The organism is Fulvivirga imtechensis AK7 (assembly GCF_000331535.1).
Lineage (GTDB): Bacteria > Bacteroidota > Bacteroidia > Cytophagales > Cyclobacteriaceae > Fulvivirga > Fulvivirga imtechensis.
The window spans coordinates 111,677-124,456 of record NZ_AMZN01000055.1; the positions used below are offsets into that span (position 1 = coordinate 111,677).

The following is a 12,780-nucleotide window of genomic DNA, read 5'->3' on the forward strand; positions in this document are numbered from 1 at the left end:
GCCGTCAAGCTAAGCATCGCGGAGTGATGGAATCTTTGTAGCCTGGGTGAAGCCTCGGGAAAGGATTAATATTTAATGCACTATATTCAAGCTTTGGGAGAGGTGAAGGCTGTTTTGGTGATCATGCTTGCGTGATAAATGCTTTGAGCTCATTACCTGCTGTGTGTGCCAAGGAAGCTAGTATTTTTTTGGCCGGCTTTCCTATGGCACATTCAACTTCTGGTTAACCCCGGGGCTTCACCCAGGGCTACAAAGATTTGCCCCCTCTGGGTGCTCGTTTTTTCTTAAGTTAACGGCTATGGGGCTTGCTACGGGGAGGAATCGAAGCAATCCCTCTTAATGTACGCCAAGGAAGAGGGGGATTGCCGCACTTCGTTACCGATAACGATAAGTTGTAATTTCTCTTAAAGACATTAATTATGGAAGGGCAGGTACAGGCAGTCTGTATTCGGGGCTCTTCCATTTTTTTTAAGTTTTCGCATCAATTGAATGGTATGGTCGTCTTAGTTGGCGGTGTTGTACAGTCGTCAAAATATTATGCTGTGGGGTAAAGATCAGTTGATCCAAGCTGGCCGGGAGGATGACGTTGAAGGGAATATTTCCCTGAGCCCCTCCATGTGGTCGTCACTACTGATGGCTATAGGGGGCATGGGAGATGCACTGCTTTACGCGTACCTGCCGGTGAAAGGCGAAGCACTCGGACTTTCCCTTTTTAGCATTGGATTGCTGCTTTCCATCAACAAGTTCTCGCGCTTTTTTACCAACCGGTGGATAGCCTGGCTATGCAGTCGTTGGGGAGTAAAAAATGTTTTACTTCTGGGAGTTGTTTTTTCAACCATTTCCACCTTTATATATGCGCTGGGCCATGCAGTGTGGATATGGATAGCCGGCAGGCTGATGTGGGGTGCTGCTTATTCTGCTATGCGCTTTGCTACCATCCAATATGCAGGTAAAAATAAAAATAAAGGAAGTGCTTTGGGAATAGCAAGAAGTATACAGGATGCAGGGCCTATGTTGGCTTATTGGATCGGGCCGGTTATGCTCACGTCACTGGGCGCTGGGTTCACCTTTGCTACCTGGGGAGCACTACTTGTCTTACTATTCCCTGTTTTTTACCTGATACCCGTTGTACAGCACCAAAAGCAAAAAATTAAGCCTTTTTCATTTCAAAAGCCGGCATGGATCGATGTATGGGTGTTTGGAACATCTTTCGTTGTTGAAGGCTTTCTAATCGTGGGGATGAGCCATATTCTCAATATAGATAATAGAGATGCCGATCGACTGCTTCTGGTTTCATCCATTTACATATCGCTGCGAAGGTTGCTAAATGTTATAATTTCACCTGTATCGGGCTGGCTAAGCGACAGGTTTGGCTTTCTAACGATCTTTCAGGCTTCCTGCCTGATGATAGCATCAGGGACAGCTCTGATCGGATTGGGTAGTAGTGGAGGTGGTATCTTTTTGTGTTTTGTCGGATCAGCTATCAACCTGACACTTGTTCCTATCGTAGCTATAGATTTTGGTCCTGAATATAAAAGTTTTGATGCCCTGACGCGGATCAATACTTCCAGAGACATGGGGTCTGCTACAGGCTCATTAACCGGACTTGGCTTGCTAAGTATTGCTGCCCCGTCAGGTATATTTATTTCCCTGTTTCTGATACTTATATCTATTTGGTTTAAAATACGTAAATTTAATTATCGTCATGAATAATATTGATCATATACAAAGCAGGTTTGGTGGTCATCTGTTTAATTTCATTCGGAGCAAAGTATCATCGCCTGATGACGCACAGGATATTTATCAGGAGGTGATCTTGAAACTAGTGGGTAAATCAAATCAGTTGAAGAATGCCCAAAGCTTAAAAAGCTGGTTATTTACAATTGCGAAAAACCAGGTTATCGATTTCTATCGTGGCAGAAAGCTTCTGCCGGATGCGGAACCACTCCCTGCTCGATTTGTAGCAGATAGTGATGAAACCAATGTATACGAAGAACTTGAACCTTGCCTTCATGATTTCATTGACCAGCTTCCGGATGATTACAGAACCATTATCAGACTTTCTGAAATAGAGGGAAAAAGTCAAAAAGAAATATCCGAATCACTCGGGCTTAACTACGTTACCTTGCGCTCCAAAGTGCAGAGAGGACGCGAGAAAATAAGGAAAATGATCTTTGATACCTGCATGGTTGAGCAGGATGCTTCAGGGCGTTTTGCAGGGTGTGTGCCAAAGGCGGGTGTACAGGTCTGTGGTAACAATAGCATAGAAGGCGGATGTGATTGATCGCGATAAAGCGATTCACAATATTAGCAGGAACATCCCTGATCGGGTTATTGTCCATGATACAGGTGTGATATTCCGGAGCCCCTGGATGGATGAATAGCTAGGCCTCGGTTTCGTTTGAACAACCGGAGCATTTTATCCAGCCAGGAGCGCTTTTTTACCGTGTGGCATTTTATGTTATTCGCTTCTCAAAGCTTTCACAGGATTAGCCCGGGCAGCATTCCAGGCCTGGTAAGCCACAATCAGAAGCGCAAAAGTTAAAGCGATGAGCCCGGTGAGCGGAAATATCCACCATGCAATGCCGGTCCTGATGGGATAGCGTTCCAAATATTGGTTAAGCAGCCACCAGGCCAGAGGAGCGGAGATAACAAATGAAATAATAACCAATCGAGAGAATTCGCCTGAAATTAGCGCCACCAGGCTCTGTATGGAAGCTCCCAACACCTTCCTGATGCCGATTTCTTTGGTCTTTTGCTCGGCAGTAAAACTGGCTAATCCGAAAAGTCCCAAACCAGTGATAATGATGGCTAAAGTGGCAAAAATAGAGGCAAGATTACTGGTTAGGTTTATCGTGGTGAACTTCTTTTTAAAATCATCATCCACAAAGGTGTATTCAAAAGGGTGTGCCGGATCATGTTTTTCAAAAATGCTTTGCACCTGGGCCAGAGACGCATTTAAATCGTTGGTTTTCTTTAGGCGTAGGGTGATTGTACCTCCCCAGTCATCAAGAATGATGAACATGGGTTTTACAGGATCGTAAAGTGATCCCATCAGCACATCGTCTACAACGCCAATCAATGGCCGCTTATCCCCCCAAAGATCAAGCTGGGTGCCGATAGGATCCTCCAGGCCCATCAGCTCCAGGGCTGCTTTGTTGATGATTATTGCCGAGGTATCACTTCCAAAATCTTTTGAGAAATCACGACCCTCCAAGATTTTTATTCCCATCGTTTTTGAATAGTCATAGTCAGCCACAATGGTGGTAAATATTACCCGCAGGTCCTCAGGCTTGCCAGGCCACCCTAAGAAGTTGTTGGAATTGATAGAAGTAATGGCGCTGTTTGATTTTGTTACGGATTCGACATCCCCGGACGCTTCCAATTCTGTTTTTAGTGTCGAATAATTTTTACTTAGTTCATCGTTGAGCAATACAGTAATGAGGTTTTCTTTGCTGTAGCCCAGTTCCCTGTTCTGTACGAGTTGTATCTGCTTATAAATCACCAGGGTGCCGATTATGAGCAAAATGGCTACACCAAACTGTAGTGTCACCAGTACTTTTCTTGGTGTACTGGCGCTCTTACCAACTTTTAGTTGTCCTTTCAGCACCCGGGCCGGCTGAAATCCGGAGAGATAAAAGGCCGGGTAACTTCCTGCAATGATGCCGGTAAAAAGGATGAAACTCAACGCTGCAAGCCAGAATTTACCAGATGCAAAATCAATATAAAGTTGTTTTTCCACCAACTGGTTGTAGGCGGGCAGTACGAGATAGGCTATGAGTATGGCGATAACAAAAGAAATGAATGTAATAAAAACAGACTCACCCAAAAATTGCATAATGAGCTCCCACCGGTTAGAGCCCACACTCTTACGGATCCCTACTTCCTTAGCCCTGCGTTCAGAGCGTGCAGTGGCAAGATTCATGAAATTAATGCAGGCAATGAATAAGATGAAAATAGCTATTACGGTAAACAGTCGTACATAATCGCTCATACCTCCGGATTGTACACCATTCTCAAAGTTCGATTTTAGCCTCCAGTCAAGCAGCGGATGTAAAAAGAACTCCCTTTCAATATCATCCTGCCCTTTTTCCGTAAGCATGTGTCTAATGGTCTCGGATACCGCTTTTTCATTTTTTTTATCGTTGAGTTCAATAAAGATCTGGAAGGAATAATTGCCCCAGTTGTCCTGATTTCTCACTACCCATTCTTGAATGAGCGCTCTGAATTCCCATGGAATGAGGTATTCAAACTGAAATGAAGAGTTGGTAGGAATATCTTTCAAAATACCAGTTACTTTCAGGTCATACTGATCATCGACACGCACCATCTTGTCTATCGGATCTTCATCTCCGAAAAGCGCTTTGGCAGCCGACTCCGTCAGTACTATTGAATAGGGATCATCCAGCACAGTTTCAGCAGACCCCCGGGTCAGCGGGTATTGGAACATCTCTAAAAATTCTTTACTGGCAAAGTAACCCTGCTTGTTCATTCTGGTATCCTCATACCTGAGCAAGTGCGTGCTTCCCCATCCTGTTACTACGGAATTTACAATGTTAGCATCACTGGTTTTCATAGCCTCATAGGTGGGCAGAGGCACCGACCGCCAGGAGTTGATCTTACCATCGAATGCCGCATTAACCCATACCTGGTAAAGCCTGTCATTTTTAGGCAGAAACTTATCATACGAAGTTTCATGATCTACCCAAAGTAAGATCAAAATGCTGCAGGTGATGCCAATGGCCAGACCGGCTATGTTGATTATTGAATAAGCGCTGTTTTTATACAAATTTCTAAAAGTAACAAGGAAGTAGTTTTTCAGCATGGCTATAGGTGTTTACAGAGAATACTCCGGTTTTTTCAAAAGGTAACAGGTAATTCATGCCAAAAGACCAGGCTTTTATCAATAGGTTGCATAAATCCGGGGCTTTCATATTGATATTAGCAAATAAAAGGTTGCAAGGAATAACACAAATCGTGTAATATATATTATAAAATGTGATCATTATTATGAGTTTTTTGTAGATTTGGTTTTCCTAAATCTAATTAAGGCAACTTCCTGGTTCATTTTACCGTCCGTTATTCAATTCTATCCCAGATTTAAACACTGTAAGTATTATTTAATTAATTCAATTATGAAGAGAACGTTTACTTTAGTTGTAACATTGATATGCCTATTCTTCCCGCTCCTGAATTTGCTAGCGCAGTTTCAGGGCGATTTTGCACCGGGTAACTGGTCGTTTGTCTCGGATAATTCCGATGCATTTCTTGACCTGTCTGGCTCTCCGGATGAAGTTCGTCTTGTTGGAGGAAACGATGAAGTAGAAGGTGATACTGACTATACTATTTCTGTTGTGGGATCAGGGGAGGTCAAATTCAGATGGTCTTATTTCAGTACTGATGTGGATGGAGCCTCTTACGATCCGGCAGGTTATCTTTTAAACGGAACATTTACTCCTTTGGTAGATACGGGCGGGCCTCCCAGCCAATCAGGAGAAATGGTCGTAACAGTGGCTGAAGGTGACGTTTTTGGCTTTAGGGTACATACAGAAGATGGCGCTTTAGGTGCTGGAGAGTTGACCATAACCGATTTTAGCCCTTTCAGAAACTCAAGTCCAGTCATTGATCAGCAGAATGCGGTTTATATTGGTCAAAACGCCAGTGCGTTTGATGTTGATTTAACCGGTATCTCGGCAGGAATAGGAGAAGCACAGGAGATTACATTAACAGCTACTTCCGATAACGCTGGCCTTATACCTAATCCTGTAGTAGCATACGCTTCACCTGGCTCACTCGGTACATTGACTATTACTCCCGCGGCAGGTGTAACGGGAGAGGCTGTTATTACTGTTACAGTAATGGATGACGGAGGTACAGACAACGGAGGTGTTGATACTTACCAAATGCATTTTACCATTCAGGTGCAAGCCAATTTTCCACCTACACTTAATCCCATAGGTTCTCAGTCTTTGCCATTAAATTTTGATCCGGTTGACATCGATCTTACCGGGATAACTGCCGGTTTAAATACATCTGAGGCACAAACTCTTACAGTTACTGCCAGTTCAAACAAGCCAGGTTTGATACCTGATCCAGTGGTGACCTATACATCTCCGGATGCTACGGGGACACTTACACTTTCTCCTGTTGCTGATGCAGTGGGTACAGCCCTTATCACCGTGACCGTGACCGATGATGGGATGTCATCCGGAACCGCCGTGAACACATTTTTCAGAACGTTTTCTGTGACGGTATCACCTAATACCGCGCCTACAGTTGATCCCGTAGATGACGAGTATTTGGCCATGAACACAGGAGCAACCGATGTTGGTTTATCAGGTATCACTTCCGGAGATGAAAATGATCAGACAATTACTGTCGAGGCTTCTTCAAGCAATACTCAGCTCATCTCCGATGTTTCTGTGACATACACAAGCCCTGATAATTCAGCAACGTTGTCCTTCACACCTGCTCCGGATCAAGTAGGCGTTGCAGATATCACCGTAACAATATCTGATGACGGAGGTACAGCTTTTGGTGGAGCTAATGAAACTACGATGGTATTTAGTGTTAATGTAAGTAACAACTTCGCACCAACAATCGATGATATTGATGATGTTATTGTGCTCATGGATGCTGCTCCGTTTGATATTGATCTTACCGGAATAACAGCCGGAAGTAACGAAACCCAAAACATTACAATAACGGCTACTTCTGACAACGTTGCTCTCATTCCTGACCCCACTGTTAACTATACCAGTCCTGGCAACACTGGGAGTTTAACTATCAACCCAGTAGCTTCTGAATTTGGAACGGCTATCATAACTGTAACCGTAACAGATGATGGTGCCACTACCTTCGGTGGGATCAACGAGTATACCACAACCTTCGCTATTGATGTTAGTGGAGGAAACCTGGCACCTACTTTGGATGCCGTTTCCTCTATAGTAATAAATGAGAATTCCGGTGAACAAACTATTAATCTTTCTGCTATTACAGATAACAACGGTGGTACACAAACTATCTCAATAGCTGCTACCTCTGATAATTCTGGATTAATCACAGACCCGGTGGTAACTTATTCAAGCCCGGAAGCAATCGGTACTATCAGTTTTACTCCTATCGCTGATCAGTTTGGAACAGCAACAATTACCATAGAAGTTTCTGATGATGGTGGTGTACAGGATAATGGCTTTGATACTAATTTCCACCAAATTGAGGTTACTGTCAGAAATGCAGAAACCTACAAATCTGCTACATCGGGTGATCTAACCTGGGACCGCCCGGAAGAAGGGGTTCCACCGGGTTCGCTGACCAGTATCATCAGCGGATATCATGTTCAGCCTTTTGTGGTGAAGCAAGATGCCGTATATAGCCTTAAAACAAAAACAGCAAATTTTGATAACTTCCTGGCGCTTTATAAGACAAGCTTTGATCCTAATAATCCATTAAAGAATGTTTTGGCATCCTCTGGTGGCGATGAATCGATCCTTGGTAAAATTGAGCATGAACTTATAGCCGGTAGGCAGTATTATTTGGTTACCACAGCGGAGGCAGATAGTGAGCATGGTTCATTCACTAATGAAATTGCTGGATTAGGTCTGATACAAATAGGATCTATTCCAACAATTGATCCCATTGAAGATCAAATAACGGATGAGGACACCTCTCTGGATGTGGCTGTCGGCAATATTTCAGGGGGAGCTTTTAATTCCGGGATATTAGTGTTAACAGCAAGTTACGATGAAAGCCTTATTGCCTCTGTTAATATCGATTATACCAATCCTGAATCAACTGCTACTCTTGCAATTATCCCACAGCCGGATCAGCATGGTGTGGCTACTATCACAGTAACAATAGACAACGGAAGTATAACACGTGATGAAGCTTTTAGCATAGATATTATCAGTGTAAATGATGCTCCAACAGATCTTACATTATCTTCTGCTTCGGTTACTGAAGGAGAGCCTGTCAACACTGTTGTAGGTACGCTATCGGTTTCGGATGTTGATGTTGCTGATACACATACCTTTACCCTGGTAGTCGGTGACGGAGATGACGACAACGGAAGCTTTAATATTGATGGAAATCAGCTTGTTTTAGGTGCAGTTTTTGATGATCCTATTAGTGGAAGCCTGTCTGTAAGAATCCGGGCGAATGACGGAAACGGAGGTTCGGTTGAAGAAATATTTACGCTCCAACTCAACAACGTAAATGATGCACCAACAGATCTTACATTATCTTCTGCTTCGGTTACTGAAGGAGAGCCTGTCAACACTGTTGTAGGTACGTTATCGGTTTCGGATGATGATGTCGCTGATACACATACTTTTACCCTGGTAGTCGGTGACGGAGATGACGACAACGGAAGCTTTAATATTGATGGAAATCAGCTTGTTTTAGGTGCAGTTTTTGATGATCCTATCAGTGGAAGTCTGTCTGTAAGAATCCGGGCGAATGACGGAAACGGAGGTTCGGTTGAAGAAATATTTACGCTCCAACTCAATAACGTAAATGATGATCCTGTGAGTATCAGTTTTACATCTATTGAACTTACAGAGCAAACCGGTACTGATGTAGTGATCGGAACATTCACTACTGCTGATGACGATGCTGATGATTCACATACGTATGTCTTGGTGACTGGGGCCGGAGATGATCACAACGACATGTTTGTCATAGATGGCGCCAACCTGCATTTAAAAGAAGTGCTGTCGAAGTACCTTTCTGATGATTTTCTCAATGTAAGAGTTAGAAGTACAGATACCGGTGAAGCATCTGTAGAGCAAGCTTTTGAGATCCCGGTGAATATTGTGACCGGTGTACCAGAGAATTTAACTCAGGCCTTATACGCTTATCCAAACCCTGCTAGTGATTTTATTTACTTCAGGGGAGAGATCCTTGTAAATGCTGAGCTGTTGCAAATAAGAAACCTAACTGGTCAGAAAGTGGCAGAATTGCCCGCTAGTAGAATTTCATCGGACATGAAGATAGATGTCTCATCCTTTGAAAGTGGTATTTATTGGGTTAAGGTATTCTTAAGGGATGGCTCAGCTAAAAGTTTTAGAATAGCGATGCATTAGAAGGAAAAAGAAAACCTAGAGAGAGAGCCATGTTGAGTATAGATATGGCTCTATTTTCTTTTACAGTAAAGCTATAAATATAAATAAATAGTTCTCCAGGTTTTAGCACAGTTGGTTGTGCATCACGCGTTTATACCAATGATCTGATCCTTGTTAATCTTCCCTATTAAAAATATTAACATAATCTCTAAAGAAATAGATTTTGCCTCTCTTACTTCCAGTCACCTCATGAATGATTTTTAACTTTTCTAATTCTACAAGTAGTTTATAAACAGAGGGAGCAGACAAACCTGTAACTTCTTTTGCCTTTTGAGCATCTATGATCGGATGTTGGTATAGGTCTTTAATAAGGATGTTGGCACTGCTCGATCTGCTTCCTAAAGTTTGAATTCTATTCTCAACATCTTGTTGGAGTTTTAGAATTTTATCAAAAGTTGAAATGCCATTTTTTGCTGTTTCGATTATCCCTACAAGAAAGAATTTGAACCATTGAGTAATGTCATTTTTTTCCCGAACCCGCATTAGATTGTCATAGTACAGGGTTCTATTTCGTTCAAAAAAATCGGATAGATACAGGATTGGCTTCTTTAAAATTCCTTTTTCCACTAAGTAAAGTGTTATCATTAATCGGCCTACGCGTCCATTCCCATCGAGAAACGGGTGTATAGTTTCGAATTGATAATGGATTAGTGCAATCTTTAGAAGCTCAGGAAAATATATTTCTTCACTATGAACAAACTCCTCCAGATCACTCATATACTCGTCAATGGTTGAATGTATGGGTGGAATAAATGTTGCATCCATAATAGTGGCACCGCCAATCCAGTTTTGGCTAGTTCTAAACTCCCCTGGTGATTTATGTTTACCTCTAACTCCTGACAATAAGATTCTATGAGTCTGTTTTATGAGTCTTGATGAAAAAGGTAAATCTTCAAGTTTATTAATAGCTTCGTTAAGAGCCTTGATATAATTTTGTACCTCTTCCCAATCATCTCTTTTTTCTTCAGCGATATTTTTTTTGTCTAAAAGAGCCTCTTCAATGTTAGTTTTGGTGCCTTCTATTTTACTTGATTGCGTGGCTTCTTTGACGACATGCATACTAATGAATAGATCTACATTTGGGATGTTTTCTGAATACATATCCAACCTACCAAGATGCCTGTCAGCCTGACTTAATAAACTCAGAAGCTCCATATTTTCAATGGACCATGCCCGGTTTATTTTTTCCGGCTGAAAGCTTTTATATGTACCTTGTTTGATATACCTACCCGCGATGAAATGCTTCATAGTTAATAATCTTAATTAAAGATAGCCATTAATTAAGAAATAAGCTAAAAACTTAATTAAGAAGTTAGCTTATTTAAGTTTTATTAAATAATCTTAATTATGTGAGAAAATTCTAAGTGTCTTTAAGAAAACATTCCCGCCTAAGGGCGGGACGAAGTTCCAAAAAACGGTAGTAGTGCGTACAGTTGTTACAGTTGTCCGGAGGAGCATTTTTGGAACGAACGTAACGCGGACATTGGCGTTTTCTTAGAGACACTAATTAAGAAATGTGAAAAAAACTTAATTAAGGAGTTGCCTTATTTAAGTTTTCTTAAATAGGCTTAATCATTGGGCTGCTATATTATAAGTGTACTAATAATAAAGGACAAATTTGTCCGATAATAAAATATTGCTTATATTTACATCAAAAGGAACTGAAATGTTTTCAAAGGCATGTGAATATGGGATAAAAGCAGCTATAGTAGTAGCGCAGGAGTCACTGAACGGACAGCGGACCAGCCTGAAAGATATTACCAGAGAGATCAACTCTCCTGAGGCATTTACAGCCAAGATCTTACAACTGTTGGTGCGAAGTAGAATAATTTATTCAGTTAAAGGTCCGCATGGGGGGTTTGAGATTCCTAAAAACCAAATTGATGAAGTGAAGTTGAGTGAAATCGTGGATGCGATAGACGGAGACGCTATCTATAAAGGCTGTGGCCTTGGACTCAGCGAATGTAGTGCCAGTCAACCCTGCCCCGTGCATGATAAGTTTGTAAAGGTGAGAGATGAATTAAAACTAATGCTGGAAAACACTTCCCTTTATGAGTTGGCTGTGGGGCTGGAAGTGGGATTAACTTTTCTGAACAGGTAAAAAAATTTAAATAAATAAAGGACAAAAATATCCGAAATCATAGAACTAAATATGGAAATAATGAACGAGATAATTGAAAAGACAATTGGTGAAATTGTGGCGGAAAACTATAAGGCAGCGGAAGTATTTCATCACTATGGAGTGGACTTTTGCTGTAAAGGTAACAGAGTGTTAAAAGACGTATGCAAGCAAAATGATATCTCGATTGACGAGATGGTATTGGCTATTCAAAACATTATTCAGAATGGTGGTGGCCAGGCTGTTGACTACTATTCCTGGCCTTTAGACCTGTTGGTAGACGTGATCGAGAAAAAACATCATGCTTATGTTGAAGAGAAAATACCTGTTATTACACAATTTTTGCAACGGCTTTGTGATGTACATGGAGCACGCCATCCGGAGCTCTTTGAAATTAAGGATCTTTTTACTGCCTCGGCCGGTGAGCTTACCACACATATGAAGAAGGAGGAACTTATATTATTCCCTTTCATTAGGAAGTTGGAAAAATCTAAATCAGTCGGGCAAGCCGTAGCGTCACCGCAATTTGTTTCAGTACAAAACCCTGTGGATATGATGATGGCTGAGCACGAGGCCGAAGGGGACAGATTTCGTAAAATAAATGGACTGACCGATGCATACCAGCCACCTTCTGATGCATGCAATACTTTTAAGATCACCTATGCTATGCTTCAGGATTTTGAATCAGACCTGCACCTACACATTCATTTAGAGAACAATATTTTATTTCCACGGTCAATAGCCCTGGAAAGAACGCTGGCTGAAATGTTGAAATAACGACTAAAACAGTAACCTATGAATATCCGGGAAAACAAAAAGAAGGCAAAACCCAAATTGTGTCCGGTATGCTGGGGCTACCAGGAGTATGACAGAAAGATCAGGATCAGGATAAAGGACAAGCAGGTGGATGTAAATAATCATTTGGGGTACCATACCAGGATCCGGAAGTTTCTGGTGCGGCACGTAGATGGCATTCATCTGCAACAGGGTACGTTGCAAAACTGCCCTACGTGTCTGGAAAGAATTTAAAAATTAAAGGAATCAAAATGGAAGCTATAAAGCCTATAAAAAGAGATAAGAAGATGCAACCATTAAGCCGTGACCACCATCATAGCTTACTGCTAAGCTGGAAGATCCGGCAAGGTATGAGCAAAGGCATAGCCCTGGAAAGGATCAAGACTTATTGCGATTGGTTTTTTGAAAAATATGCAGAACCACATTTCTGTCTTGAGGAGAAGTATCTTTTTCCTGTGTTGGGTGAGGATCATAAGCTGATAAAGAAAGCATTGGCCGATCATCGGAGATTGCGCAGGCTCTTCACTATGAATACCGACCTTGAACGCACCCTTAGCTTACTGGAGGAGGAGTTGGAAGCACATATCCGCTTTGAAGAGCGTGTTTTGTTTAACATAATACAGGAAGCAGCAACAGAAGAGCAGCTCGACAAGATCAGTACCGTACATAACGATGAAATATTTGAGGAAAACACAGAGGATGAATTTTGGAAGATAAGGAAATGAGAGAGCCGAATAGGGAGCA

Annotated in this window: 9 protein-coding genes; 7 read left to right on the plus strand and 2 right to left on the minus strand. The window is 41.9% G+C overall.

The features are described 5' to 3' along the window. The first annotated feature begins 537 nt into the window (after nucleotides 1–537). A complete protein-coding gene (locus C900_RS16930) occupies nucleotides 538–1,713 on the plus strand; it encodes an MFS transporter (protein WP_009581312.1) in 1,176 nt (391 codons plus the stop codon). Continuing rightward, nucleotides 1,706–2,284: a sigma-70 family RNA polymerase sigma factor gene (locus tag C900_RS16935; RefSeq protein WP_009581313.1), complete on the plus strand. Its 579-nt coding sequence runs from the start codon at nucleotides 1,706–1,708 to the stop codon at nucleotides 2,282–2,284. Before C900_RS16930 ends, C900_RS16935 begins: the two co-directional genes overlap by 8 nt. 177 nt (nucleotides 2,285–2,461) lie before the next feature. On the opposite strand, the gene C900_RS16940 is transcribed toward C900_RS16935, so the two are convergent. Beyond that, entirely contained in the window at nucleotides 2,462–4,825 is a 2,364-nt protein-coding gene (locus tag C900_RS16940) for an ABC transporter permease (protein ID WP_009581314.1), read from the minus strand. Between the two features lie 310 nt (nucleotides 4,826–5,135). Between C900_RS16940 and C900_RS16950 the strand changes: the two genes are divergently transcribed. Further along, complete coding sequence (locus C900_RS16950) at nucleotides 5,136–9,083, plus strand: T9SS type A sorting domain-containing protein (protein ID WP_040496968.1); 3,948 nt, start codon at nucleotides 5,136–5,138, stop codon at nucleotides 9,081–9,083. 153 nt (nucleotides 9,084–9,236) lie between these two features. Here the strand turns inward: C900_RS16950 and C900_RS16955 are convergent, their stop codons facing one another. After that, on the minus strand, nucleotides 9,237–10,370 hold the full coding sequence (locus C900_RS16955; protein ID WP_009581318.1) for a Fic family protein: 1,134 nt from the start codon (nucleotides 10,368–10,370) through the stop codon (nucleotides 9,237–9,239). A 418-nt stretch (nucleotides 10,371–10,788) separates the two neighbouring features. Here C900_RS16955 and C900_RS16960 point away from each other — a divergent pair, with 418 nt between their 5' ends. From C900_RS16960 to C900_RS16975, 4 genes are read left to right on the plus strand one after another with little or no spacing between them, the layout of a single operon-like run. Further along, nucleotides 10,789–11,223 carry an RrF2 family transcriptional regulator gene (locus C900_RS16960; protein ID WP_009581319.1) on the plus strand — a complete coding sequence of 145 codons (435 nt, stop codon included), beginning with the start codon at nucleotides 10,789–10,791 and terminating at the stop codon, nucleotides 11,221–11,223. A 60-nt stretch (nucleotides 11,224–11,283) separates the two neighbouring features. Beyond that, the gene (gene ric, locus C900_RS16965; protein ID WP_040496969.1) at nucleotides 11,284–12,018 is read left to right on the plus strand and encodes an iron-sulfur cluster repair di-iron protein; all 735 of its coding nucleotides are present in this window, start codon (nucleotides 11,284–11,286) and stop codon (nucleotides 12,016–12,018) included. A gap of 18 nt (nucleotides 12,019–12,036) precedes the next feature. Next, nucleotides 12,037–12,270 (plus strand): hypothetical protein, encoded by a 234-nt coding sequence (locus tag C900_RS16970; RefSeq protein WP_009581321.1) that lies wholly within the window; start codon nucleotides 12,037–12,039, stop codon nucleotides 12,268–12,270. Nucleotides 12,271–12,287: 17 nt separating this feature from the next. Continuing rightward, nucleotides 12,288–12,761, plus strand: a complete 474-nt coding sequence (locus C900_RS16975) for a hemerythrin domain-containing protein (protein ID WP_009581322.1) — start codon at nucleotides 12,288–12,290, stop codon at nucleotides 12,759–12,761. Nucleotides 12,762–12,780: the final 19 nt, after the last annotated feature.

What these genes read in the sequence shown, in the direction of transcription:
- C900_RS16935 (WP_009581313.1), top strand. Translation starts at nt 1,706, where the DNA reads ATGAATAATATTGATCATATACAAAGCAGGTTTGGTGGTCATCTGTTT.
- C900_RS16970 (WP_009581321.1), top strand. Translation starts at nt 12,037, where the DNA reads ATGAATATCCGGGAAAACAAAAAGAAGGCAAAACCCAAATTGTGTCCG.
- C900_RS16950 (WP_040496968.1), top strand. Translation starts at nt 5,136, where the DNA reads ATGAAGAGAACGTTTACTTTAGTTGTAACATTGATATGCCTATTCTTC.
- C900_RS16955 (WP_009581318.1), bottom strand. Translation starts at nt 10,370, where the DNA reads ATGAAGCATTTCATCGCGGGTAGGTATATCAAACAAGGTACATATAAA.
- C900_RS16930 (WP_009581312.1), top strand. Translation starts at nt 538, where the DNA reads ATGCTGTGGGGTAAAGATCAGTTGATCCAAGCTGGCCGGGAGGATGAC.
- C900_RS16975 (WP_009581322.1), top strand. Translation starts at nt 12,288, where the DNA reads ATGGAAGCTATAAAGCCTATAAAAAGAGATAAGAAGATGCAACCATTA.
- C900_RS16940 (WP_009581314.1), bottom strand. Translation starts at nt 4,825, where the DNA reads ATGCTGAAAAACTACTTCCTTGTTACTTTTAGAAATTTGTATAAAAAC.
- ric (WP_040496969.1), top strand. Translation starts at nt 11,284, where the DNA reads ATGAACGAGATAATTGAAAAGACAATTGGTGAAATTGTGGCGGAAAAC.
- C900_RS16960 (WP_009581319.1), top strand. Translation starts at nt 10,789, where the DNA reads ATGTTTTCAAAGGCATGTGAATATGGGATAAAAGCAGCTATAGTAGTA.